Consider the following 24,831-nt stretch of genomic DNA (forward strand, 5'->3'; position numbering starts at 1 on the left):
TCTTTACACATCTTCTATCAGCCGCTTTCCCAGCACCACAACCTCTGCCTGCTCGTAGCCCAGCGTTCGATAGAAATCCTGCACGCCATTATTGTCGTGCCTGATCATCAATTGAATTTTCGGGCAACCTTTGCTGCGCAGCCTTTGCTCTGCCTGCTGCACCAGGCTTTTGCCCACGCCCTGCGATTGATACTGCGGCAACACGGAAAGATAATAAATCCAGCCGCGGTGCCCGTCATAGCCCGCCATCACCGAGCCCAAAAGCTGCCCGTTAAGTTCGGCCACAATAAACAGCTCTGGCTCCTGCTGCAGCTTGCGCTCGATATCTTTATGCGGGTCGTTCCAGGGGCGGGTCAGGCCACAAGCCTGCCATAGCGCCACCGTCTGTTCGGTATCATGGGGAAGAAATTGTCTGAATTGAATCTGCATGTGCCTTGCACTCACGATTATTGGTTTGCTTCTGAAACAAAAGAATATCATAAGCGCTGCCGTGATCACCGCAAGCTATTGGTCATCAACACAATACCATTGCCAGCGCGATTGCCGGCAAGCCGCGCTGCGGGATCGGACACATGCAGCTTACCCATCGTTGCCGACCGCTGGCCGAATCATCTTGTTTGTTGATTAGCCGGGTATCATATGGGACTGGTAACGTAAGGGTGAGCAAGACAAATGAGAAGATAAGCTCGCAAAAACAGGAACAGCAATAATGGGCCGGCTACCTACCAGCGTACGCGCGGCGGGTCTTTCCATTCGCTGGCCAGGCCCAGTCTGGCCGACTGGGTCGCCGACAATTTCAGCTGCTTGAACAATGCCAGGGAAGCACGTTCAAAGTCAAAAGAGCGATTTACAATTCGGGTTCTGATACGTTGAGATTTATTTGAATCCGACACAGTCTTTCTCCTGTACAACGTTATACAGTTACGGGTGGTAACCGGCAGCTGACCACAACATACAGCCAAAGCCTGCACTGGGTATAGCAGCATTCGGATGCCTGATTGAGTTTGGTCAATATAGCATTGTCAACGTCAGGGCATCAAGTGCCCAGCTGATAGAATTTAGCCATTATTCTTATATCGTTATTCGTAATTTTTATCATTTATTTTGAAGGCATTTGCCACTACCCGATGGCCGCAGTGTATTGACGGATACTGCACCACGAGTACAGATACAGATTCAGGAGCCCCGCTCGTACATCGCTGCGATGCAGCAAGCTTTTTGAGACCGAGAAATTTGCGCTCCGGACTGATATTGATCGCACAAAAAGCGAATGACGATCTCGATATCGCTGCGCAGCAAGACAATCACAGTTGTTATATTGACAGCCCCGGGTCCAAATGTCGGTCCGCTGATACGGTGCCGTCAGGGGACATATGGAACCGGCTGACACTCAATTGTAAACTGGCGCATATTGCAGGCTGCGAAAACGTCGAGAACGAATCCAAGCCGCTATCCTTTTGATTCCAGTTCCAGTTGTGTTTTATACCCGCCAAGATTTTTCTGCTCTTCCTTTTCCAGCTTCGGATAGTTCAAATCCAGCGATTGCAATGTCTGCAGCACGGCGTCGGCCACAGCCAGACGTGCGTAAGGTTTATCGTTGCCCGGAATCACATACCAGGGCCCGGCTTTGCTCGCCGTGTTTTTGATGGTTTCCTCGTAAGCGTGCATATATTCGCTCCAGAATTTTCGCTCTTCCAGATCAGCGCTTTCAAATTTCCAGTTTTTTTCCGGATTATCAAGCCGCTCCAGAAAACGCTTCTTCTGTTCCTCCAGTGAAATATGCAGGAAAAATTTCAATACCTTGGTGCCGTTGCGGTCCATATGCTTTTCGAAGTGACAAATATCTTCAAACCGTTCATCCCAGATATTTTCTGTCAGACAGGCCTTGGGCAAATGCTGGCCGTCGAGAATGGTGGGGTGAACGCGTACCACCAGTGTTTCCTCATAATAGGAACGATTGAAAACGCCGATATTGCCACGCTGGGGCAAGCATTTGCTGGTACGCCACAGAAAATCATGTCCCAGTTCCTCTTCCGAGGGGCGCTTGAACGAATATACTTCACAGCCCTGTGGATTGACGCCAGAGAGCAGGTTCTTGATTGTCGAATCCTTTCCTGCCGCGTCCATGGCCTGAAAAATCAATAGCAATGACCAGCGATTATCGGCGTAAAGAACATTTTGTAAATCCGCAATGCCTTCCACATATTCCTGCAGCCGCTTTTGCGCACTTTTTTTATCAGGTTCCCTGTCGGGATCTGTGCTGCATTTTTTGAGACTGAATTTTTTTCCATTGGTAATGCGAAATTGATCCGAGAAACCGGTTTCGGGCAGTTCAGCCATCAAATGCTCCTTGAGGATTATGCAGGTATACAAGCTACGGGATAAAATCTGATTCTACTGTAACATCGCTTGCACCACTGCTGCGTTCACGGTCTTGACCAAGAATGGCTGGTGCCGGCACTGCGGCTGCCATGTGTATAAGTGCAATTGATCAAATAGTGATCAGAAATCGAAAACACTTTCAATATCATGTACTTGTCGATGTTTTACAGAATTATTAAAATCCTATCCACATCATTCTCAACATATTCTGTTGATAAGCGAGACTTCTGTCCACACGAGGATAAAGTTGTGGGTAACATGTGGTCAACGTGTGATTAAGTATTGAATAACTATGGCAACCGTAATCAAGCTGCTTTTGATCGTTATCATCCTCTGGTGGATTGGACGATTTTTCAGTCCAGCCCTGAACCGGCTATGGTCTCGCAGTATTGGGGCTGGTTTTGTGTGGATCAGGCAGAACGGGTCGTTGATGATGCGCTGGATTGTTATCGCAGGCGTGTTATTGGCGGTGTTCATTATTTATCAGTGGCAGTAATCAGTCCTGCCCTGCTGATATTTGTTCTACGACAATGCGGCCATGGCATCGACCCCAAACTATAGTAATGGGCTGCACATAACGACAGGACCTGTTTTTGCTGCCGCAAGCGACAGCTTAGGCACGATCATCAGATCAGAAGGCTTGCTCATCGACATCCCCCGGATGACGATCATGGCGCATACCAGAATGCCGGCGTACCCGTGCAATACGATGCGAAGACCGTAGCCGATACCCACACGGACTCAAACCCAAGCTCTCCTGCCGTCTGCTTGCCCAGGGCCAGAAGCCTTGTCACGGGCTGGCGCATGCACGGTGAGCCACGACTGGCGGGCGACAAGCCAATCGATGCACTGACCGCTACTGCGCCGTGCCAGGCAGAAAAAAACCGTGCACCGGTTACACCGGGCACGGCTTTCTACTTATCAACAAGGTCAAATGTCTATAAAAGCTTTATGACCTTTGGTAACGCTATCAAACACCGCCACGTGAGGCACGTTTGCGTTCGTGCTCCAGCAGGTGGCGTTTGCGCAGACGGATATTTTTGGGTGTAACTTCCACCAGTTCGTCTTCGTCGATGAACTCGACCGCGTATTCCAGATTCAGCTTGATAGGCGGTACCAGGCGCACGGCCTCATCGGTGCCCGACGCACGTACGTTGGTCAGCTGTTTACCCTTGATTGGGTTAACCACCAGATCATTATCACGACTGTGAATACCAATGATCATGCCTTCGTACAGGGCTTCACCCGGCGACACAAACATCCGGCCACGATCCTGCAATTTCCACAAGGCATAGGCAACCGCGTCACCATTGTCCTGGCTGATTAGCACACCGTTGCGACGCTCGCCGATGCTGCCTTCGCGTACTGGCGCATACTCGTCAAAAATATGGCTCATCAGGCCAGTGCCGCGGGTCATGGACAGGAATTCACTCTGGAAACCAATCAGGCCGCGCGCAGGAATACGATATTCCATGCGGGTACGACCACGTCCGTCCGACTGCATATCCAGCAACTCGCCCTTGCGACGACCAAGCTCTTCCATCACGCCGCCCTGATGATCATCTTCCAGATCAACCGTCAACAGTTCCATCGGTTCGTGACGTACGCCATCGATTTCCTTGTACACCACGCGCGGACGTGAAACGGCAAGTTCATATCCTTCGCGGCGCATATTCTCAAGCAAAATCGTCAGATGCAATTCACCCCGACCCGATACTTCAAACACCGTATCATCACCAGTCTCGCGAACGCGCAACGCGACGTTCGATTTGAGCTCCAGGTTCAGGCGGTCACGGATCTGGCGGCTAGTGACAAATTTACCTTCACGACCGGCCAAAGGCGAGGTGTTGACCATGAAGTTCATGGTCAGGGTAGGTTCGTCAATTTTGAGCATAGGCAATGGCTCAGGATGATTAGGATCACACAGTGTGCAGCCAATGCCGATTTCTTCAATACCATTAATCAGTACGATGTCGCCGGCATCAGCGCTTTCGACCTGTTCACGCTCCAGGCCCTTGAATTTCAATACCTGGTTGACCCGGCCCTTGCTCTGTTCGCCCTCTTCACCGAAGCGGACCATCACTTCCTGGCCCGGACGAATCCGCCCACGGTTGATACGGCCGACGCCGATCTTGCCGACGTAGCTGTTGTAGTCCAGCGAAATGATCTGCAACTGCAGCGGCGCTTCCTTGTCATCGTTACGCTGAGGCACGTATTGCAAAATCGCATCGAAAAGTGGACGCATATCGCCTTCGCGGACATCATCGGTCAGACCGGCGTAACCGGTAAGCCCGGAGGCATATACGATCGGGAAATCAAGCTGCTCTTCGGTCGCGCCAAGTTTGTCAAACAGATCAAAGGTAGTGTCGATGACGAAATCGGGGCGTGCGCCAGGGCGGTCAATTTTGTTGACAACCACAATCGGCTTCAAGCCCAGGGCCAGTGCTTTCTTGGTCACAAAGCGGGTCTGAGGCATAGGGCCTTCGACCGCGTCCACCAGCAGCAACACGCCATCAACCATGGACAGTACCCGTTCTACTTCGCCACCGAAGTCGGCGTGTCCAGGGGTGTCAATAATATTGATGTGTGTCCCTTCATATTCAACGGCACAGTTTTTGGACAGGATCGTAATGCCCCGTTCCTTTTCGATATCGTTCGAATCCATGACGCGCTCAACAACCGCTTGGTTGTCCCGGAACGTACCGGACTGACGTAAAAGCTGATCGACCAGCGTTGTTTTCCCATGGTCAACGTGCGCAATAATCGCAACGTTACGGAGCGCTCGGCTCATAATGTATCTTCCTTTTGTCGTATATTGGACGGCAGCAGGCCGTCCGGTATTTCATTTAGCGGTATCAGAGGTGTCAGCCTGTTTTCCATCTGTTCGAGTTCGTCTATCGTCGTGGCGCCGGTCAGATCGAAAGGGCCGACACGCGTCCTGCGCAAAGCGGTCAAGTGGGCGAAACAGCCCAGTGCCCGACCGATATCCTGAGCCAGTGTCCTGATATACGTGCCCTTGCTGCAATCGACAGCCAGCACCATCGACGTTTCGTCCAGCGCCTGCACCTGAAGGTCGTGGATGACCACTGCGCGCGGCTCTCTTTCCAGCACTATTCCCTGACGGGCATATTCATAAAGCGGACGCCCGTCACGCTTGAGAGCCGAATGCATGGGCGGAATCTGTAGTATTGAACCGCGAAACTGTGGCAATACCAAGTCGATTTTCTCACGGGTCACTGATTCGGCTGTCAGCTGTGCCTCTTGTACAACAGTGCCGGTCAAATCACCTGAATCGGTTTCCGCGCCAAACTGCAATGTCGCAATGTAGGACTTGTCGGCATCCAGCATGGTCCCGCAAATTTTTGTCGCCTTGCCAAAACAGCAAACCAGCAAGCCGGTCGCAAATGGATCCAGCGTGCCAGTATGGCCCCCTTTTTTCGCATCCAGCATGCGACGCACGCGTTGCAGCGACTGGTTGCTGGAATATCCGAACTGCTTGTCCAGCAAAAGGACGCCGTCGATATCCTGCCCGCGTTTTCTTCCCATCGCCTGCCCTGATGTTACTTGCGATCGTCTTTGGTGTCCGGTAGCGGATCGACGCTGTCCGGATAGTCTTCCGGCCGGTTGGCGCGGTCGATCAGTTGTGTCATTTCAATACCGCGCGCCAGCTGATTGTCATGAAAAAAACGCAGTGTAGGAACGGTATGGATATGCAACATCTTGAACAACAGAGAATGCAGCCAGCCCGCTTTCTCGTTAAGCAGCGCAGCAGCCGTCTCCGGCTCAGCGCCAAGTACTGTAAACCATACCTTGGCGTGCGCATAATCGGCCGACAAATCCACGCCGGTCAGCGTAATCAGACCCGCGCGCGACATGTCAAGCTCGCGCTGAATCAGCACTGCCAGATCTTTCTGGATTTGCTCGGCCAGACGAACGTTTCGATTTGCGCCGGAGGATTTATGACGGTTCATAATATTTTACAGTGAGCGGGCAATTTCTTTGATTTCAAAAATTTCAAGCTGATCGCCAACTTCGATATCGGAATTGTTGCGCAGCGTGATGCCGCAATCGAAGCCGGATTTGACTTCCTTGACGTCATCCTTGAAGCGTTTGAGCGAATCAAGATTGCCTGTCCAGTGAACAACGTTATTACGCAACAGGCGTACCTGTGAATCGCGGCGGACCAGGCCTTCGGTGACCATACAACCGGCCACCTTACCGATACGGGAAATACTGTAGACCTCACGGATCTCAACCATACCGATCACTTCTTCGCGCTCTTCGGGCGCTAGCATGCCAGACATCGCGTTGCGAACGTCATCGACGGCATCGTAAATGATGTTGTAGTAGCGAACGTCAATATCGTTGGCCTCGGCCAGTTTTTTGGTACTCTGGTCTGCACGGACATTGAACCCAATCACCACCGCGTTGGACGCGATAGCCAGGTTGATGTCACTTTCGGAAATGCCACCAACTGCCGCATGCACAACCTGGACACGCACTTCGTCGGTTGACAGCTTGGTCAGGGACTGCACCAGCGCTTCCTGGGAACCCTGAACGTCGGTCTTGACGATCAGAGACAGTGTCTGCATGCCTTCGCCAATGTTGTCGAACATGGACTCCAGTTTTGCTGCCTGCTGTCTTGCCAGTTTGACGTCGCGGAACTTGCCTTGACGGAACAGCGCGATCTCGCGCGCCTTGCGCTCATCGACCAGCACCAGCACCTCGTCACCTGCCCGAGGCACTTCGGTCAGACCCTGGATTTCAACAGGAATGGCCGGGCCGGCTTTGGTAATAGGTTTGCCGTTCTCGTCAAGCATGGCACGCACGCGACCAAAGCTTGCGCCGGCCAGCAATGCATCGCCACGATTGAGCGTACCGCTTTGAACCAAAATGGTAGCAACCGGACCGCGACCCTTGTCAAGGCGCGCTTCGATCACGATACCCTTGGCTGGCGCATCTACCGGCGCTTTCAGTTCAAGAATTTCAGCCTGAAGCAATACGTTTTCCAGCAACTCGTCGATGCCCTTCCCTGTCTTGGCCGAAACCGACACAAAGGGAACGTCACCACCATATTCTTCGGGAACCACTTCTTCAGTAACCAGTTCCTGCTTGACGCGTTCGGGGTTGGCTTCGGGTTTGTCGATCTTGTTGACGGCCACAACCATGGGCACACCAGCCGCTTTCGCGTGATGGATCGCCTCTTTGGTTTGCGGCATCACGCCGTCATCGGCCGCCACAACGAGAATGACAATGTCGGTGGCCTTGGCGCCACGGGCACGCATAGCGGTGAACGCCTCGTGACCCGGGGTATCCAGGAAGGTCACCATGCCACCTTCGGTCTGGACGTGATAGGCACCTATATGCTGGGTAATGCCCCCGGCTTCGCCCGAGGCCACTTTGGCACGACGAATGTAATCGAGCAGCGAAGTTTTACCGTGGTCTACGTGACCCATAACCGTCACTACCGGTGCTCTTGGCAGCAATTCTGCATCTGCACCTGTATCACCGATATCCAGGAACGCTTCGGGATCGTCAAGCTTGGCGGCAATCGCATTATGCCCCAGCTCTTCGACCACGATCATGGCGGTTTCCTGATCCAGGACCTGATTGATGGTGACCATCTGACCCAGTTTCATGAGTTCTTTGATCACTTCGGCCGCTTTGACAGACATCTTGTGGGCCAGATCGGCCACTGTAATTGTCTCGGGCACATGAACTTCACGCGCAATAAATTCGGGTGTGGACGGCTGATTGACCTGAGCGTGATGATGCTTATTACGACCACGTGATCCACCACGACCACCGGACGAGCGCCAGCCGTCTTCCTTGCCTGCGGGGCCGGCGCGTTTTTCAGCAACGGCTTTTTTCCCACGGGACTGTTCGTCAGACCATTTCTTGTCTGTTTCGGCAGGCTTGTGCGCACCTGGAGCGGCAAGGGTTTTGACATCCTTTTTCCCGGCCTTTTTAGTGGCATCTGCCCCTTCGGCAGTAGGCGTGGCACGCAGCACTTTACGCGGCTTATTCAACATGTCGCGCAGGGCGGCAGCCTCGGCTTCAGCCTGGCGGCGTGCTTCATCGCGACGGGCATCGGCGGCTTCGCTACGCGCAGCCACAGGTTTACGGGCGCCCGTTGCGGCACGAGATGTGTCTGGCTGACGCGGTTTGGCCTGCTCGCTGCGAACCGTTTCCGGCTTGGCCTGATCCTGGCTGCCTGTGTTGCGCGCTTCGGCGGCGGCCGGTGCATTATTAGCTGGCGATGGTGTCGCAACCGCAGCGGTTTCTGCAGCCGCAGGCGTTGCTGTGCTTTGGACTGATTCAGGCTCAGCAGCCTTTGCCGGCGTCGCTGCCGCTTGGTCAGCGGCCGCCGGTGCAGTCGCAGCAGGCGCCTGCGCCGCTGCGGGTTGCGCTTCTTGCGCTTCCTTCGCTTTTTCGCCTACGGATGCCTGGGCTGGCTCGGGCTGCGATGCGGCCTGTTGGCTGGTTGCTGCCGTTTCGGGTGCTGGCGATGCATTTGCTTGGACCGGCGCAGCCGCAGCGACCTGGGCATCGGCAACAGCCGGTGCGACAACCTGCTCAGAACCGACAGCTGCCTCAGGCTCATTTGTTACAGGCGCATCGGCGGCATCGGGCTTGGCCTCAGTGACATCCCGTTTGACGAAGACGCGCTTTTTACGCACTTCGACCTGAATGGTCCGCGAACGGCCGGAGCCATCCGCCTGACGGATTTCTGATGTTTCGCGACGTGTTACGGTGATTTTTTTTCCATCTTTTGCACCATGCGCACGACGCAGCGAGTCCAGAAGTTTCGCTTTGTCGCTTTCGGTCACGACATCTTCCACCGATTTCAGATTCACGCCAGCCGAGCGAAGCTGTTCAAGCAACACATTCGCTGGCATTTTGAGTTCGACGGCAAACTGGTTTACGGTATTACTGGGCATTAAGTTCTCTCTTCCCTTACAACGTTTCAATAACTGGCTGATGGCCACTGAGCAAAGTGTGAACTTCGTTATTCAGGGCTGGATCGACAAAGCCGCTGGCGTAGTGTGCATCGCCTGCACGGTGGCCAACCATGCCACGATACACACTCAACAGTGCTACTGCGCAATCACTTCTCTTCGTCATCAAACCAGTGCGCCCGGGCGCGCATGATAATTTCGCTGGCCTGTTCTTCTGTCATACCCGTGATTTCAGCCAGTTCGTCGGTCGCAAGTTCGGCCAGATCATCAAGCGTTGCCACGCCGGCGTCACCTAAAGTGGTAACCAGTTCCGGGGTCATGCCCTCAAGATCCAACAAATCCTGCGCTGTTTCAACCCGCTCTTCCTGGGCAATGGCCTCGGTCAGCAGGGCAGTACGTGCGCGATTGCGCAATTCGTTGACGGTTTCTTCATCAAAGCCATCAATTTCCAGCAATTCCTGGATAGGGACATAAGCCACCTCTTCCAGTCCGGTAAAGCCTTCATCAATTAGAATGTCAGCCACCTGTTCATCAACATCCAGGCGCTCCATAAACATGGCGCGCTGGCCTGTGCGCTCTTCCTGCTGGCGGTTCTGATTTTCTTCCGGCGTCATGATATTGATCTGCCAGCCGGTCAGATCAGAAGCCAGACGCACGTTCTGACCACGCGAACCAATCGCTTTGGGCAGATTTTCGGCGTCGACAACAACATCCATGGCATGCTTGTCTTCGTCCACAACAATGGATTCGACAGCGGCCGGCGCCAATGCGCCAATCACGAACTCGGCCGGTTCGTCGGCCCACAATACGATATCGACCTGCTCTCCGCCCAGCTCGTTACGTACGGCGGTAACGCGCGAACCGCGCATGCCGACGCATGTACCGATGGGGTCAATACGCTTGTCATAGGCCACAACTGCAATTTTAGCGCGAAGTCCGGGGTCACGGGCCGCCGCCTTGATTTCAAGCAAACCCTGCTCGATTTCGGGAACTTCGTTCTCAAACAGTTCACGGATAAATTCGGGTGCGGTGCGGGACAGCAGGACCTGCTGCCCTCTCGCCGTACGGTCAACCTTGGCTACCCAGGCGCGAACCCGGTCACCGACGCGCAGATTCTCTTTGGGGATCATTTCGGAACGAGGCAGACGCGCTTCAATCTTGCCCGTTTCAATAATAGCGTCACCTTTGTCAAGCCGCTTGATGGTACCGGAAATAATGGTCTCGCCACGATCCAGAAAATCGTTCAGCACCTGTTCTCTTTCCGCATCACGAATTTTCTGGATAATTGCCTGTTTGGCAGCCTGGGCTCCGATACGACCGAACTCGATTGGCTCGAGCGGCTCTTCAAGATATTCACCCTCCTGGACACCAGGCTGGATTTCCTGCGCTTCAGACAACAATTCCTGACGGTCCGGCTCCTGCAGGCCCGCATCATCGGGCACCACAAGCCAGCGTCGGTAACCCTCATGCGAGCCATTTGAACGATCAATAACGACACGAATATCGGCGTCGTCCTTGAAGCGCTTTTTCATCGCAGAGGCAAGCGCATTTTCAAGCGCACCAAATACGACCTCACGCGATACGTTTTTTTCACGTGCCAATGCATCTACAAGCAGAAGAATTTCGCGACTCATCGCTTTTTACCCTTGAAATCAAGAACCGGATCCAGCTTTGCTTTTTCGATATCGTCGAAAGCAAATTCAATTGTCTGTGTCTCGTTCTTTTTAATGTCAAATTCCAGACAGAATGTCTCTGTTGGCGCACCATCTGAACTATCTTTATGCCGCAGAATGCCGGTAAATACCTTGCGATTGTCCTGCGGTTCCCGTAATTTTACTTCCACACGCGCCTGCTGCGCGGCAAACCGGTCAAAATCGCGGCGTGTGCGCAACGGTCGGTCCACACCAGGGGAGCCCACTTCAAGCCGTTTATATTCGATGTTTTCCACCTCGAATACGCGCGAAAGCTGCCGCGACACCTGTTCGCAGTCTTCGATCGTAATTCCGCCCTCGCGGTCGATCGTGACCCGCAACAGCCCCAGTGCAGCCCGCTCGACGTCAACGAGTTCAACACCAAGGCCGGCGATTGCCTGTTCGGTAAGTGTGTATAAATCAGTCATACAATAAAAAATGGGCCTTTTCCAGCCCATTGTTGATTACAGTTATGCGCGCAAAAAAAACCGCAGATGCAGCAATTTGCAGATGCAGCCATTTTTTGGCAGCCTACCCGACATTTCCACCTGGCCAGACCCATAAAAGCCGCTTGCCTGCAAAAATAAGGTATACATAGCTGTTTCTGGTTATTGTTTTGGTACCGGGCGCGCCACAGAAAACCTTGCCGTTGCCGCCCCTTCGGTGTTGCATCTGGCCAAAGACCGTGCAAATCTACCTTGCGGCTAAACCACTGCACACACTGTGCAAAACACGCCATTTATGATGCCCTAAAGACAACCCTTAAAAGGCAACTATAAGACAAAAAAAGCACAAAACATTAACCAAGCAATTAGTTAATCAGAAATTATAACAGAATAATCAATACTTTACTATTTATTCGGCATAACATCAATTTGGCCCGCGACAGGTGCTCACAACAACTAACCATACCGCAGACCATGCCGCATCCGCCTATCGTCCGTTACGATTGCGACCAATAAACCCCAGTTGAGATTCATGCGCAGATGGACCAGAGGGCTGCCATTCGTCACGACTACGCGACGACGTCTGGCGGGTATTGGAACGCCCACTGGCGTTGCCGCCACGCCCACCGCCTTTTCCATTACGGGGCTGCTCGTTCTTGTCGGCGGTTCTCGCGCGACCTTCGCCACGCCCTTCAGCCGGCCCGCCCTGACGACGATTATTGTACAACCCGGTACCGGCACGACCCGGACGGGGTGCCCCAGCGCCAGGCGCTGCGGCACCGGCGCGACCATTGCCATTGTTGCGCCCATGAGCCGGACGTGCGCCCGGCGCATGGGATCGCGTCTTGACCGGCGTCTCAAAGCCCGGAGGCATGGCGTTATCATGGGAAATAGGCTGGCGGGGCCGACGGTGGTCTGAGCTATCTTCCTCTTTGACCAATCCGGTTTGAATCATCAGCGCACTGACCAGCGCCGGATCCAATTCTTCCCAGCGACCGCGCTTCAGATTGCGAGGCAGCACGATGTCGCCGAAACGGGTGCGGATCAACCGGCTGACCGTAACGCCCACCGCCTCGAACATGCGCCGCACTTCGCGATTACGTCCTTCCTGCAAAGTGACCCGAAACCAGCGGTTACTTCCTTCGCCGCCAATAAATTCCATACTGGTAAAGGAGGCAGCCCCATCTTCCAGCACAATCCCGGTAACCAGGCTTTCACGCTGAGCGTCCGTCATCTCTCCCAGCACACGCACCGCGTACTCTCGTTCGTTGCCAAACCGTGGATGCATAAACCGGTGCGCCAGATCGCCCGAGGTGGTAAATATCAGCAAGCCTTCGGTATTCAAATCCAGCCTGCCCACAGAAATCCATTTGCCGGTGCGCATTTTGGGCAAACGCGAAAATACAGACGCGCGACCTTCGGGATCGTCATGACTGACAATTTCCCCGGCAGGTTTGTGATACAAGATAACGCGCGGCGGACGCTTGGCATTGGGCCGCATCACCAACTGACCATTAACACGAACCTGATCCTGTGACCCGACTCGCTGACCAATGTGAGCAGGCTCGCCATTGACCGACACGCGGCCGGCGATAATCAGCTCTTCCATATCCCGACGCGAACCGACGCCCGCATCCGCCAGCACTTTGTGCAGCTTGGGATTGACAGCGTCGCTGTTGAGAATTTTATTCAGCTTCTGCTCAAGACGCGCTGTGCCATCAAGATAGGCCAGTGCCTGATCAGCATCCTGTTCATCCTGGGCTGCGGTAAACGGGCTACTGGCCTGTTCCTTACGATCCGGGCGGGCCTGCGGCGTGCGTCCCTTGCCACCGGGAGCCCTCGCACCCGGCGCACGACGCGGGCGCGGCTGCGCTTTCTTCGCTGGCGCAGCGTTCACTTCGGCTACCACCTCAGGCTGTTCCGCCTTTTCCTGTACCGCATCGGCGCGACGGCGACGAAACGGCGTGCGCAACTTGCGCCCCTTGCCCTTCTGACGCGCCTCGGCCTCGGGCGCAGCACCCGTTTGATCGACTCCCTTAACGGTGATTACTCTGGCGACAGAATCATTGTCGTATTCGTTTGAACGGCTTGAACGCGTTTCATTTGAATTATTTTCCGCATCAACGTGATCCGAACTATTCATTATGTTGGTAACTCCAAAAAACTATGTTTTATTCTTTAAATCGTCGTTTTGATTATCACTCGCCTCCCGATCTGATGAAATTTCATCAGCAGGATCAACGCTATGATCGTCTGGCTGTTCATTTTGCGATGTCGAATCTGGACTAAACCCAGCCGGCATCTCTTGGGCGGCTGATGCTGTCTCGTCTGCAGCAGCCATCTCTTCGGTCACATCGCCGTGGGCAACGCGCTCTTGAGTCTCTCCGGTATTCTGCGCTTGCGCGCCGGCAGCAGGAACCAACCCGTCTGCACCAATCTTGATCTCATCTGATACTTCGCTGATTTCATCCGGCCTTGCATCGGCCAATTCCGCTACATCACTGGGCGATTCCGCTTCCACATCCGACAACCGATCCGCTGACTCGTCGGACAAAGCCTGGTCATCAGCATTCTCGCTATCAGAATCGGCCAACGCCGCCTCAGACGAGGCTAAATCAACCTGCGTCGAGCCGGCCGCATCGGGCGTTGACTCGTCAGGTGCAGACTCATCGGAAATCATCTCTGATTCTACCTGCTCTTGTGCAGGTTGTTCCGAGGCCGTGATACTCATATCCAGCCCGGATAAATCCGGCATGCCAGCTTCGCCACTCTCCAGCACAGGCAGGTCATCAAGCGCTTTGAGCCCAAGATCATCGAGGAACTGCTTTGTCGTGCCCAGTAACGCCGGACGCCCGGGGGCATCACGATGTCCTAACACGTCTATCCAGCCGCGCTCTTCTAACGTTTTGATGATTTGTGATGAAACCGTGACCCCGCGAATATCTTCTATGTCTCCGCGAGTGACAGGCTGACGCCAGGCAATAATTGCCAAAGTCTCCATGACTGCCCGTGAATATTTGGGCGGCTTTTCTGGATTCAGGCGTTCTAAATACTTTTGCATCTCGGGCCGACTCTGAAAACGCCAGCCACTTGCCAATTCTAATAATTCTAAACCTTTATCTGCCCATTCGTCTTGCAATACCTGCAACTGTTGCTTAATTACATCATTGTCAATTTCGTCCAAATCAGTAAATAACTTGCGCAAACCCCCTATTTTCATAGGTTCGTCGGCGCACAGCAAGGCGGTTTCTAGGATTTTTCGAGATAAATTCTGGTCCATGACATGTCGCTTTGTATTATCAGACTTGCATCATAACTCAAAATGGGCTAATATTCTTTTCTTACACAGACGCGGGGTGGAGCAGTCTGGCAGCTCGTCGGGCTCATAACCCGAAGGTCGTAGGTTCAAATCCTGCCCCCGCAACCAGTTTTAAAAAACGGCCCAAGTGCATATTAAAAAGCATTTGGGCCGTTTTCATTTTTTTGCCCGGCTTTTTTTAAGCTCACCGAGCTCAAAGTATATCGCGCCCAAGAGCCCCCAAGATACCGTACCGTATAGGTTCCGCGGCAAATGCGTTCTCCGTAACTTCGGCATTCAGACGGATCAATAATTCATTAAACATCAGTTTTGCATCAGAGATCCGCACGATTGCCGTGCCTCCCAATGTCTGTCCACGCATCATTAACTGTTTTTTCAAGCTCGATATTCTTAAGTCTGCTTGCCAGACCTTGGGCTATTTCCAGGCGATGCAATCGTCTGCCGAGTAGTTTGATGACCGAAATGGACATTGAGGCCCAGGCGATGTAGACGCAGCAGCCGCAGAAAAACATCTGGAACAGGATATCAATAAGCAGGCACGAGCTTCCAAAAAAAGCCACATTGGATTAAAAACTTGAGTAAGTTTGCAACAACATCATTCAATACGCCCCGCTGCCGGTAACGGAAGTGCTGTTTTGTAGCGTACCTGCTTGAGCGCAAAACTAGATCTTATTTTTTCTATTTCTGGCATCGGCGACAACTGTTCTATGATGAAATGCTCCAGCGACTCAATATCCGGCACGGCCACCCGAATCAGATAATCGGCGTCGCCGGACATCAGATAGCACTCCATGACCTCGTCCCGCGAACAAATCCGCGACTCGAACGCCTGCAGCGACGTGCGATCCTGGCGTTTCAAACTGACCGAGATAAAAACGCTTAAATGCAAGCCCAGCTTCTGCGCATCCAGCAATGCGACATATTGCCGGATGATCCCCGCCGAATGCAGGGCCTTGACGCGCGCCAGGCACGGGGATGGCGACAGATGCACCCGCTTTGCCAGCGCCACGTTTGAAAGATTGCTATCGCTCTGAAGTTCTTTCAGTATTTTCAGGTCAATATCATCAAAGCTCATTATGCCGCCATAAGTTAATTTAAAAACATTTAATGCCGAATATGCCGCAATATTACAGCATAATCAGTTAAATATATTGTCTTCTATAAATTATAATGTAGCTATAACGGAGACAATACGATGAACGATTCCAACCTTGCATATAATCCCCGGCACTTGAGCTCAGGCACAGACGAAGACCCACTTGAAACCCAGGAATGGTGCGACGCACTTGCGTCAGTGACCGCCGCCTCGGGTCCTGGTCGAGCAAAGCATCTGCTCAATGTCCTGCTCGAGGCGAGCCGAAACCTGAACATTCCATGGCAGCCTGCTATCGGAACGCCCTATATCAATACGATCCAGGCAAGTGACCAGGATCCATTCCCCGGCAATCTGGAAATCGAAGAGAAACTGGCGTCCATTATGCGTTGGAATGCGCTGGCCATGGTGGTGCGCGCAAATGGCCAGTTTGCCGATCTGGGCGGCCATATTGCCAGTTACGCGAGCGCCGCTGATTTGTTTGAAATCGGCTTTAACCACTTCTTTCGTGCTTCCCAAAGTGGCCAGGCCAGTGATCTTGTCTTTTATCAGCCTCACTCATCGCCCGGTGTGTACGCGCGCGCTTTCCTGGAAGGCCGGCTGGATGAGCGCAATCTTTTGCACTATCGCCAGGAAATAAAAGCAAAACGCGCAGGCGTCATGGGCCTGTCCAGTTACCCTCATCCATGGCTGATGTCCGATTTCTGGCAATTTCCCACGGGTTCAATGGGTATTGGTCCGATCAGCTCGATATACCATGCCCGGTTTATGCGTTATCTGCAACACAGAGGCTTGCAAAACTGTGATGGCCGCACTGTATGGGGCGTATTCGGTGATGGAGAAATGGATGAACCTGAAAGCATGAGCGCCCTCACCCTGGCCGCCAGAGAGCGTTTGGACAATCTTGTCTGGGTCGTCAATTGCAATCTGCAAAGACTGGACGGCCCGGTAAGAGGCAACGGAAGGATTATCGACGAGCTGGAAATGCTGTTTAAAGGCGCCGGCTGGCACGTCATCAAACTGGTGTGGGGCTCAGACTGGGACCCACTGCTGGCGCGCGACGACGAAAAGGCTTTGCAAAAAATCTTTGCAGAAACGGTAGACGGACAATTTCAGACCTTTGCCGCCAAGGATGGACGTTACAACCGTGAGCATTTTTTTGGGCAGAACGCAGAACTGAAAAAACTGGCGGACGCGCTCAGTGACGAACAAATTGACATGCTCAAACGCGGTGGCCATGATTTGGTGAAAATCCATGCAGCATATAAATCGGCCGTCAATCACCCAGGGCAGCCTACCGTCATTCTGGCCCAAACGAAAAAAGGGTTTGGAATGGGTGATACCGGTCAGGGGAAAATGACCACGCATCAGCAGAAAAAATTAACGAAAGACGCGCTTCTGGCCTTTCGGGATCGCTTCCGCTTGCCCTTGACAGACACCCAGACCGAAAATCTTGAATTCTACAAACCTGACAGTACTTCCGCGGAGATGCAATATTTGCAGGAACGTCGAAAAATGTTGGGTGGCAGCATGATGAAGCGCAGCAAAACGGCCGTGCCGCTACCTGTGCCTGCCATTGAAAACTATGGACAATTTGCCATTGAAGCCAACGACAAGGTAATGTCGTCCACCATGGCATTTGTGCGGATGCTTGGCGGCTTAATGAAGGATGCGAAATTAGGCAAGCATGTGGTTCCCATCGTGGCAGATGAAGCACGTACGTTTGGCATGGCCAATCTGTTCAAACAGGTAGGGATTTACGCCAGTGCTGGCCAGCAGTATGAACCCGAAGATATCGATTCAATCCTCAGCTACCGCGAAGCAAAGGACGGACAGATTCTCGAAGAAGGAATCAGTGAAGCTGGGGCAATCAGCTCGTGGGTCGCAGCAGCGACCAGTTATTCGGTGCATGGCATACCCATGCTTCCCTTTTATATTTTCTACTCCATGTTCGGATTCCAACGGATAGGAGATTTGATCTGGGCTGCTGCAGACCAGCGGGCAAGAGGCTTTCTGCTTGGGGCCACGGCGGGACGAACCACGCTTGGCGGCGAAGGCCTGCAACACCAGGACGGCAGCAGCCAGCTTATCGCATCGACCATACCGAATTGCCGGGCGTATGATCCTGCCTTCGCTTTTGAAGTTGCCGTCATTCTTGACCATGGCATGCACGAGATGCTCGATGAGCAGAAAGATGTTTTCTATTACATGTCCCTGATGAATGAAAACTATGCGCAACCTACCCTGCCGGACGGCGTGGAAAGCGGCATTATCAAAGGCATGTACCGGTTTTCAGAACAGAACGTCGGTAAACCTCGCGCAACAGTGACGCTGCTGGGTTCGGGAGCCATTTTGCCTGAAGTGCTGGCAGCAGCACAGCTGCTGGCCCAGGACTGGAATATCAAAAGTGAAATATGGAGTGTTACCAGCTTTACGGAACTGGCACGAGAAGCAAGGCAGGCAGAACGATGGACCCGCTTGCATCCAGACCAGCCAGCGCGGACGAGCTACGTGGCCGGCTGCATAAGCGGTGATAATCCGGCGATTGCTGCCACGGACTATGTTCGGGCGCTACCACAGCTTATTGCGTCGTATATAAATTGCCCATACATCGTGCTTGGTACGGATGGCTTCGGCCGCAGCGACACGCGAGCCAGACTTCGGGAATTTTTTGAGGTCGACAAATATTCCATAGCGGTCGCAGCGCTCGGTGCACTTGCACGACAAGGAAAAATAAGCAGAACACTATGCGCTGAGGCGCTGACACGCTATGAAATCAGCGTTACCGACATGGCCCCATGGGACTGTTAAGTGATTTAATCTACAGCGGAGTAAATTTCGTGGTTCAGGCGGATCATGGCCATGAAACCTGTGTTCAAAAACGGGAACACGACATTTCTCCCATACACCATGGCAGTCGTGAACCCTGCGCTTGCGTAGAAAACATGTATCCGACACAGCATTTTTCACATCTCTCCAATACTCGGAAATTTACGAAATTCGAGCCTATACTCCTGCCGGATTGCCCCCAATTGGCTAGAATGTGGCATTAGTTCCATATTGGCCCAACACATGACATACGCCGTAAAAGAAATTTTCAAAACACTGCAAGGCGAAGGGGCGCAAGCGGGCCGTGCGGCTGTCTTCTGCCGATTCGCCGGGTGCAATTTATGGTCTGGTCGCGAGATCGACCGTGCCTCGGCGGCCTGTACGTTTTGCGACACCGATTTTGTTGGAACAAACGGCGTTGGTGGTGGTAAATTTGCCACGGCGGTTGATCTGGCCGCAACACTGGCCAAAACCTGGGGACCTGACGGGGCTTCACGTTATGTTGTGTTTACCGGCGGCGAACCGCTGCTGCAACTGGATACCGCCCTGATCGACGCCGTTCATGCCGAAGGCTTCGAGATCGCCATAGAAACCAACGGCACTCTTGCCGCACCGGCGGGAATCGATTGGATCTGTGTGAGCCCGAAGGGGAACAACGAGCTGGTTCAAACGCAAGGCGATGAACTTAAACTTGTCTTTCTTCAATCCAATGCCCCGCCCGAGCGGTTTGAAGCATTGGCTTTTTCACATTTTTTCCTGCAGCCCATGGACGGGCCGAATCGCCTGGCCGCCACCGAACATGCAGTGCAGTACTGCATGGATCATCCCAAATGGCGTCTGAGCGTGCAAACTCATAAATACATAGGCATCCCATGATTACTGTGACTCGTGCCCTGCACTTTGATGCTGGCCACCGCATACCCGATCACAAAAGCCAGTGCCGCAACATGCATGGCCACCGCTACACGCTTGAAATCACGCTCTCTGGCCCCGTTTCAATGGTTGATGGCGCCCCCGACCGCGGCATGGTGTTGGATTTTTCCGATGTCAAAGCCATCGCCAAGGAGCTAATCGTCGACGTCTGGGATCATGCCTTCCTGGTCTATAGCGGTGATACGGTCGTACGCAAGTTTCTGGACTCGATGGCCGATCATAAGACCGTTGTGCTGGATCGAATTCCGACTGCCGAAAATCTGGTCCAGATCGCATTCGATACCTTGGCCGCTGCTTATCTGGCGCAGTACGGGGACCGGCTCAAGCTGACGCACGCCAGACTATACGAAACCCCCAACTGCTGGGCCGACTGTTATGGCTCCGAAGCTTAAGGCACCAGTGACAAACAGGTAAGCTGGCATATATACATCCGACGCCCCCTGCCGCAGCATCCACTGTTCGCCTCACCTTTTGTGCAAGCGCATACTATACAATGCTGCGCTTGCACCGACTGTTAATGACTTGTATTAAAACCAGAGCCCGCCCTTTCGGCAGACCGCAAATTCACCAAATAAATGATGCCGGCGGTTACAAACAGCATAGCAGTCACTCCCATTATCACCCCGATAAAGGCGTAGTCAAACGAAGCAAAGGCGATTGACAGTAGCTGTTCGGCCTGTTCAGGCGGCAGTTGCTCTGCAACCAGATGCGCCTGATCCAGGCTGTCGCGCGCAATACCCGGTAGCAAAAAATCGGTGGGCAGTACCAATTTCATCGTATAAATCACAGACATGATACTGCCGAAAATAGTCACGCCCATCGCACCACCCAGTTCATAGGCCACTTCTTCTATTGAAGCGGCCATTCCTGCCCGGCTAGCGGGAGCGTTATTGATAATGGCCGTGGACGCACCGGTAATGGCCGCACCCGCGCCAAAACCAAAGACCGCCAGAGCCACTGACCACCACAGTATGGCGCCATCGAACATGAACAGATACCAAAGCGAGCCGACACCCGAGACCAGCAGTGAAAGCCATAGCAGACGAGCCGTGCCCAGCTTTGGCTGCAACGATCCCATCAGCGGTCCGGCAAAAAAAGCGGCAAGTGGAATCGGCAGAATAAGCAAACCGGCCTGCAATGGCGAGTAACCGCTAACCAGTTGCAACCGCTGGCTAAAGACAAGTTCGAATCCAATAAGGGTCGCCGACATAACAGATGCAGCGATAACACCAAGCAGAAACTGTTTATTGCGAAACAAGCCAAAATCAATCAAGGGTGCCGCGCTGTGCTTTTGCCGACGTAAAAAAATGATCAAAGCGCCAGCGCCCAGCCCAAGCGCGATGACAAATGCAATCCAATCAACTTGCGGTTTTCCCAGCTCCTTGATCGTATAGGTCAGGAAAATCAAGGCAACCATGATTTGCCCGGAACTGATCAGGTCCCATTCTCGCGTTTTGTTACCCGGCCGCTTTTCCAGAACGCGTGCACCCACCAAAAAGGCGATCAGGACCACCGGCACGTTGATCAGAAAGACCGAACCCCACCAGAAAAACTCCAGCAAAATACCGCCGACCACCGGCCCGAACGCAGCGCCTCCAGACGCGACGGCCGCCCAGATGCCAATGGCAAAGGCTCGTTCCTTATCATCCTCAAAGGTCAGACGAATAATGGACAATGTTGCCGGCATCATCATGGCAGCGCCCACGGCAAGCAATACACGGCTGCCGATCAGCACTTCGGAGCTGGGCGCGAAAGCAGCAACCACCGATGCCATGCCGAACACCAGCAAACCGTTAAGAAAAAGTTGCTTGTGTCCCAGGCGGTCACCCAACGTACCCAGACCAGGCAGTAGACCGGCAACCACCAATGGATAGGCATTGATGATCCACAGCTTCTGTGAAGCACTGGCCTGCAGGTCATGCGTCAAACGCGGCAATGCGGTGTAAAGCACGGTCAGGTCAATGACAATAAGAAACAGAGCGCTGGAGACGATAGCCAGTATCAGCCATCGGTTACGTGAATGTTTGACGGTTGCAGTCATGATAAAAAATCCGTTCGCACCGACAGCCATGAGTAAAGGCTGGGCGTGTTGCGAGTCACATACCGGATAGCGTCAACGTAGGCGTGCGATCCTGATCGATATGTTTGCTCTGTATGGAATCAAATTATTCCTTGTGGGAATTAAGGGATGTACTATAATATAAATCCATACGTATGGAAAGTAATTATTGATATGAAACAAAACAAACCACAGACCGCGGGCAGGCCGCGGTCAATTGATCGTGAAAAGCTGCTGGAGATAGCAGAGAAAATTGTCGCACAACATGGTGTTGCCGGTTTGACGATGGACGCGCTGGCCAGGGCCGCGAACGTTACCAAAGGCGGCGTGCAGTATTGCTTCGGTAATAAAGAGGGCCTGATCAAGGCGATGATCATGCGCTGGAGCGATCATTTCGACGCCGAGGTTGCGCAGGCGGCAGGTGGCAAAACTGACGCGCTCGCGCATGTACGCGCCCACATAAAGGTTACCCGCGAGGCCGATGTACAGGATGAGTCGCGTTTTGCCGCCATGCTTGCCGGGCTGATTCCAAACTCCGACCAGTTGGCCGAGACTCGCGCCTGGTACGCCAGACAATTGCAAGGACTGGATTTTTCTACAGCACAAGGACGCAATGCGCGACTGGCCTTTATCGCCAACGAAGGCGCCTTCCTGCTTCGCAGTTTCAACTTCTTTGATTTATCGCCACAGCAATGGCAGGCGGTATTTGGAGATATCGAACGCCTGCTTGAACGACCTGATTGATGGGCTATGTCCTGTTTAATCGTTTATTATGGGAACGAAAAAGCGTTGGTTTTTTTTGCGATAGAACGTCATTGACGCAACGCGCACGTTCATTCAGGAAAAAAGTTGCTCGACAAGCAACAATACCGCACAGGCGCCGACCAGAACCGGCATAAAAACAAATGGAAAACCATAACCCTCCCATAACTTGGGCACGCCATAGGGTTTGGAAGATGTGTCGTTTATCATGCCAATTTCCTTATATTGACCATTATCTGAATTCACTATTGTAGCCCAACCCATTTTTCCTGGGCTTGATGCCGGACAATATTCAAGGCCAATCAGGTGAATGGATTGTTCAAATACAGGGGGTTGCCGCCTCCCTTTGCACCAGACGCCTTTTTTCGAAAGCGCCTGTTCAACGACGGTGCCTGCCAAATAAAAAATAGGTCCTGTTGGAGGCTGCGCACTAAAACTGCCTGACCAATATAGGTGCTCACCTTTTCTTGCAGAAGTACACGAGTCAACGCGGCCGTTTTTTTTCTGGCAAATGCCATGGTTTATTATCGTGTCAGATCGGGCAGACGCGAGCACAATTGACTGGAAAAAGGCGCAAAAAAAGCCCGTCTTGTCAAACGGGCCTTATACAGCAGTGCCAGGCATTCGAAATTTAGCAGTTGCCTTTTTTGGCTTGTCCTGGGGGACAGAAACGGCCACCACCACCGCCCCGATAATGACCGCCCCCATCATAGCCATATGGATAAATACCGCCTGGATCTACTGAAACAGAGGGCCCCCGGGCCGTACAGCCAGTAAGGAAAACGACAGAAAGGCCAAAAAACGCAATCATTTTTTTCATTTTGGATTCCCGATGGATTAGATACGGTCATATTACCGACGAACCTGCAGCTATTGATATCATAACTGTAAATTTGATTTCACTTAGATACAATTGCCAATTTTAGGGTGAAAAAGCCACTATCGATCCGTTTTCATTATGAAAAAGCCCGCAACGATTGGGTTCATGTGCGTGAACTCCACCTGCGGGCAAGCGCCCTATCGTCAGCAGCGATGCCTTCCGGCGCACGCACCAGAATCACCACTCACGGGAAATCCCCTGCCAATAACGGACGACAGGAACCGTTGCATAGCCTTACCCTGACTACCAGGCCACATTAAAACCGGCAGCTGCGCCTATGCCACCAGCAGAGTCCCATGAGGTGTTCAGGCGGAGATTGCTGTTTTTTCCCGTTCTGAAGGTAACACCAGAGGCCAGTGCTACTTGATTCCTGTACGTTGCCATCGCCATTCCAAAAGAGGTGTTGGCATTCGCCGGTGGTGGCGTTAAGGTGGTCATTGCCATTGCGCCGGAAATACCCGCATTGGACCGTCGGCGGAATTTTTTTATTTGCGATTGCAATTGACCGACGCGCCGGTCCGTATATTGCCTGGACAGCTCAACGGCATTGTCCTGGGCCTGCTGGCTGCGAAGCTCTGTAAACGCGTTCGCCCTGGACAGGACTGCACGCCCTACTTTTTCGCTGTACAAATTGGCATTTTCCAGTGTGGCCTGGTTTTCTCGATCCGAGTACGATTTTGCCAGCGACAACAGCTTTGTATCGTGCTGCGCCCGCCCGGCTGCCACGATCTGCTCCACATGCTTTTTACCCTGAATAATGGTTTCGTTTTTTACTGCATCGCTATATGCGTTGGCGGCAGCAATGGCCTGATTCTTGGACAGATCGGAATAGGCCTTGGCTTGCGCCAACACCGGCGAGCCGGCCGGATCGATCATCCTGAGCAAATCATTTTTTACAGTATCGGTATAGGCTTGCGCCGCTTTTATTTGACGCATGGTGACGGCCTCGTCATCGCTTACACCATCGCGCAGTCCCGACAGTGTACGGGAACCAAAATTGACGTCGCCGGCACTATGCGATTGTGAACCCGCTCCTATGGCGATGCCACCATCTGAGGCAAAGGTTGTGGCAGGACCGATTATTTGAACTTTGGAACCAATTGCGATGCTATCTTTTCCGCGAGCGTTTGCGCCCCAACCGATGGCCACGGCGCCATCGCCAATGGCCTCGGCCTCGTGACCCAGCTGGGTGGAGCGCGATTCGCCCTGCTCTGCGCCCGCCTGCTGGCAAAATAGCAGCATGGAAGCAAGCGTGATTACGGTCACTTGCGGTAGAGTTCTCTTGAGTCTAAACATACAATCTTTCTCTCTCATTGAATCAATATATACGCCAGCGTGCCGATAACTGATCCGGCAATCGGATGCCGGATTCAGGTCTGGCAGCAGCAAAAATATTCTAGAGATTTGGAACAGATCAAAAAATCCGTAAATGCCGAAAGACGCGTACATTTACCCTGGAGAATCAGGATGTAATGATC

General features: G+C 53.0%; 23 protein-coding genes and 1 tRNA gene. 6 read left to right on the plus strand and 18 right to left on the minus strand.

What is annotated here, in order from left to right; all coding sequences use genetic code 11:
- Positions 1–3: 3 nt before the first annotated feature.
- The 3 genes from INT32_RS10060 to INT32_RS10070 form a co-directional block, all read right to left on the minus strand.
- Positions 4–429: a GNAT family acetyltransferase gene (locus tag INT32_RS10060; protein ID WP_193088597.1), complete on the minus strand. Its 426-nt coding sequence runs from the start codon at positions 427–429 to the stop codon at positions 4–6.
- Positions 430–722: 293 nt separating this feature from the next.
- Positions 723–893 carry a hypothetical protein gene (locus INT32_RS10065; protein WP_193088598.1) on the minus strand — a complete coding sequence of 57 codons (171 nt, stop codon included), beginning with the start codon at positions 891–893 and terminating at the stop codon, positions 723–725.
- 556 nt (positions 894–1,449) lie between these two features.
- The gene (locus tag INT32_RS10070; protein ID WP_193088599.1) at positions 1,450–2,340 is read right to left on the minus strand and encodes a polyphosphate kinase 2 family protein; all 891 of its coding nucleotides are present in this window, start codon (positions 2,338–2,340) and stop codon (positions 1,450–1,452) included.
- 324 nt (positions 2,341–2,664) lie between these two features.
- On the opposite strand from INT32_RS10070, the gene INT32_RS10075 reads away from it, so the two are divergent.
- Positions 2,665–2,943, plus strand: a complete 279-nt coding sequence (locus INT32_RS10075; RefSeq protein WP_193088600.1) for a hypothetical protein — start codon at positions 2,665–2,667, stop codon at positions 2,941–2,943.
- Between the two features lie 107 nt (positions 2,944–3,050).
- On the opposite strand, the gene INT32_RS10080 is transcribed toward INT32_RS10075, so the two are convergent.
- From INT32_RS10080 to scpB, 10 genes are all read right to left on the minus strand, one after another.
- Positions 3,051–3,290: a hypothetical protein gene (locus tag INT32_RS10080; protein ID WP_193088601.1), complete on the minus strand. Its 240-nt coding sequence runs from the start codon at positions 3,288–3,290 to the stop codon at positions 3,051–3,053.
- A gap of 62 nt (positions 3,291–3,352) precedes the next feature.
- Positions 3,353–5,173: a translational GTPase TypA gene (typA, locus tag INT32_RS10085; protein WP_193088602.1), complete on the minus strand. Its 1,821-nt coding sequence runs from the start codon at positions 5,171–5,173 to the stop codon at positions 3,353–3,355.
- A complete protein-coding gene (gene truB / locus INT32_RS10090) occupies positions 5,170–5,928 on the minus strand; it encodes a tRNA pseudouridine(55) synthase TruB (protein WP_193088603.1) in 759 nt (252 codons plus the stop codon). The genes typA and truB overlap by 4 nt, the downstream gene beginning before the upstream one ends.
- Positions 5,929–5,942: 14 nt before the next feature.
- Positions 5,943–6,353, minus strand: coding sequence for a 30S ribosome-binding factor RbfA (rbfA, locus tag INT32_RS10095; protein WP_193088604.1), 411 nt, complete (start codon positions 6,351–6,353; stop codon positions 5,943–5,945).
- A gap of 6 nt (positions 6,354–6,359) precedes the next feature.
- Positions 6,360–9,323 carry a translation initiation factor IF-2 gene (infB, locus tag INT32_RS10100; RefSeq protein ID WP_193088605.1) on the minus strand — a complete coding sequence of 988 codons (2,964 nt, stop codon included), beginning with the start codon at positions 9,321–9,323 and terminating at the stop codon, positions 6,360–6,362.
- A gap of 16 nt (positions 9,324–9,339) precedes the next feature.
- Positions 9,340–9,507, minus strand: a complete 168-nt coding sequence (locus INT32_RS10105; protein ID WP_193088606.1) for a hypothetical protein — start codon at positions 9,505–9,507, stop codon at positions 9,340–9,342.
- The gene (nusA, locus tag INT32_RS10110; RefSeq protein ID WP_193088607.1) at positions 9,491–10,975 is read right to left on the minus strand and encodes a transcription termination factor NusA; all 1,485 of its coding nucleotides are present in this window, start codon (positions 10,973–10,975) and stop codon (positions 9,491–9,493) included. The genes INT32_RS10105 and nusA overlap by 17 nt, the downstream gene beginning before the upstream one ends.
- Positions 10,972–11,460 carry a ribosome maturation factor RimP gene (rimP, locus tag INT32_RS10115; protein ID WP_193088608.1) on the minus strand — a complete coding sequence of 163 codons (489 nt, stop codon included), beginning with the start codon at positions 11,458–11,460 and terminating at the stop codon, positions 10,972–10,974. Before rimP ends, nusA begins: the two co-directional genes overlap by 4 nt.
- A 505-nt stretch (positions 11,461–11,965) precedes the next feature.
- Positions 11,966–13,621: a 23S rRNA pseudouridine(2605) synthase RluB gene (rluB, locus tag INT32_RS10120; protein WP_226816857.1), complete on the minus strand. Its 1,656-nt coding sequence runs from the start codon at positions 13,619–13,621 to the stop codon at positions 11,966–11,968.
- A 21-nt stretch (positions 13,622–13,642) separates the two neighbouring features.
- Positions 13,643–14,758, minus strand: a complete 1,116-nt coding sequence (gene scpB, locus INT32_RS10125) for an SMC-Scp complex subunit ScpB (protein ID WP_193088609.1) — start codon at positions 14,756–14,758, stop codon at positions 13,643–13,645.
- 70 nt (positions 14,759–14,828) lie between these two features.
- Here scpB and INT32_RS10130 point away from each other — a divergent pair.
- Positions 14,829–14,905: transfer RNA gene (locus INT32_RS10130), tRNA-Met, on the plus strand.
- A 487-nt stretch (positions 14,906–15,392) separates the two neighbouring features.
- Here INT32_RS10130 and INT32_RS10135 read toward each other — a convergent pair.
- Positions 15,393–15,872 carry an Lrp/AsnC family transcriptional regulator gene (locus INT32_RS10135; protein ID WP_193088610.1) on the minus strand — a complete coding sequence of 160 codons (480 nt, stop codon included), beginning with the start codon at positions 15,870–15,872 and terminating at the stop codon, positions 15,393–15,395.
- Between the two features lie 120 nt (positions 15,873–15,992).
- Here INT32_RS10135 and mdeB point away from each other — a divergent pair, with 120 nt between their 5' ends.
- From mdeB to queD, 3 genes are all read left to right on the plus strand, one after another.
- Positions 15,993–18,701, plus strand: a complete 2,709-nt coding sequence (gene mdeB, locus INT32_RS10140; protein ID WP_193088611.1) for an alpha-ketoglutarate dehydrogenase — start codon at positions 15,993–15,995, stop codon at positions 18,699–18,701.
- Between the two features lie 261 nt (positions 18,702–18,962).
- Positions 18,963–19,595: a 7-carboxy-7-deazaguanine synthase gene (gene queE / locus INT32_RS10145; protein ID WP_193088612.1), complete on the plus strand. Its 633-nt coding sequence runs from the start codon at positions 18,963–18,965 to the stop codon at positions 19,593–19,595.
- A complete protein-coding gene (queD, locus tag INT32_RS10150; protein WP_193088613.1) occupies positions 19,592–20,044 on the plus strand; it encodes a 6-carboxytetrahydropterin synthase QueD in 453 nt (150 codons plus the stop codon). Before queE ends, queD begins: the two co-directional genes overlap by 4 nt.
- Positions 20,045–20,166: 122 nt before the next feature.
- On the opposite strand, the gene INT32_RS10155 is transcribed toward queD, so the two are convergent.
- Positions 20,167–21,693 (minus strand): MFS transporter, encoded by a 1,527-nt coding sequence (locus tag INT32_RS10155; protein ID WP_193088614.1) that lies wholly within the window; start codon positions 21,691–21,693, stop codon positions 20,167–20,169.
- 192 nt (positions 21,694–21,885) lie between these two features.
- On the opposite strand from INT32_RS10155, the gene INT32_RS10160 reads away from it, so the two are divergent.
- Positions 21,886–22,455 (plus strand): TetR/AcrR family transcriptional regulator, encoded by a 570-nt coding sequence (locus INT32_RS10160; protein WP_193088615.1) that lies wholly within the window; start codon positions 21,886–21,888, stop codon positions 22,453–22,455.
- Between the two features lie 93 nt (positions 22,456–22,548).
- On the opposite strand, the gene INT32_RS10165 is transcribed toward INT32_RS10160, so the two are convergent.
- From INT32_RS10165 to INT32_RS10175, 3 genes are all read right to left on the minus strand, one after another.
- On the minus strand, positions 22,549–22,872 hold the full coding sequence (locus INT32_RS10165; RefSeq protein ID WP_193088616.1) for a hypothetical protein: 324 nt from the start codon (positions 22,870–22,872) through the stop codon (positions 22,549–22,551).
- 232 nt (positions 22,873–23,104) lie between these two features.
- Positions 23,105–23,293, minus strand: coding sequence for a hypothetical protein (locus tag INT32_RS10170; RefSeq protein WP_193088617.1), 189 nt, complete (start codon positions 23,291–23,293; stop codon positions 23,105–23,107).
- Between the two features lie 303 nt (positions 23,294–23,596).
- A complete protein-coding gene (locus INT32_RS10175) occupies positions 23,597–24,649 on the minus strand; it encodes a YadA-like family protein (RefSeq protein WP_193088618.1) in 1,053 nt (350 codons plus the stop codon).
- Positions 24,650–24,831: the final 182 nt, after the last annotated feature.

Source organism: Advenella sp. FME57 (assembly GCF_014897675.1).
In the GTDB taxonomy this organism is placed as follows: Bacteria; Pseudomonadota; Gammaproteobacteria; order Burkholderiales; family Burkholderiaceae_B; genus Advenella.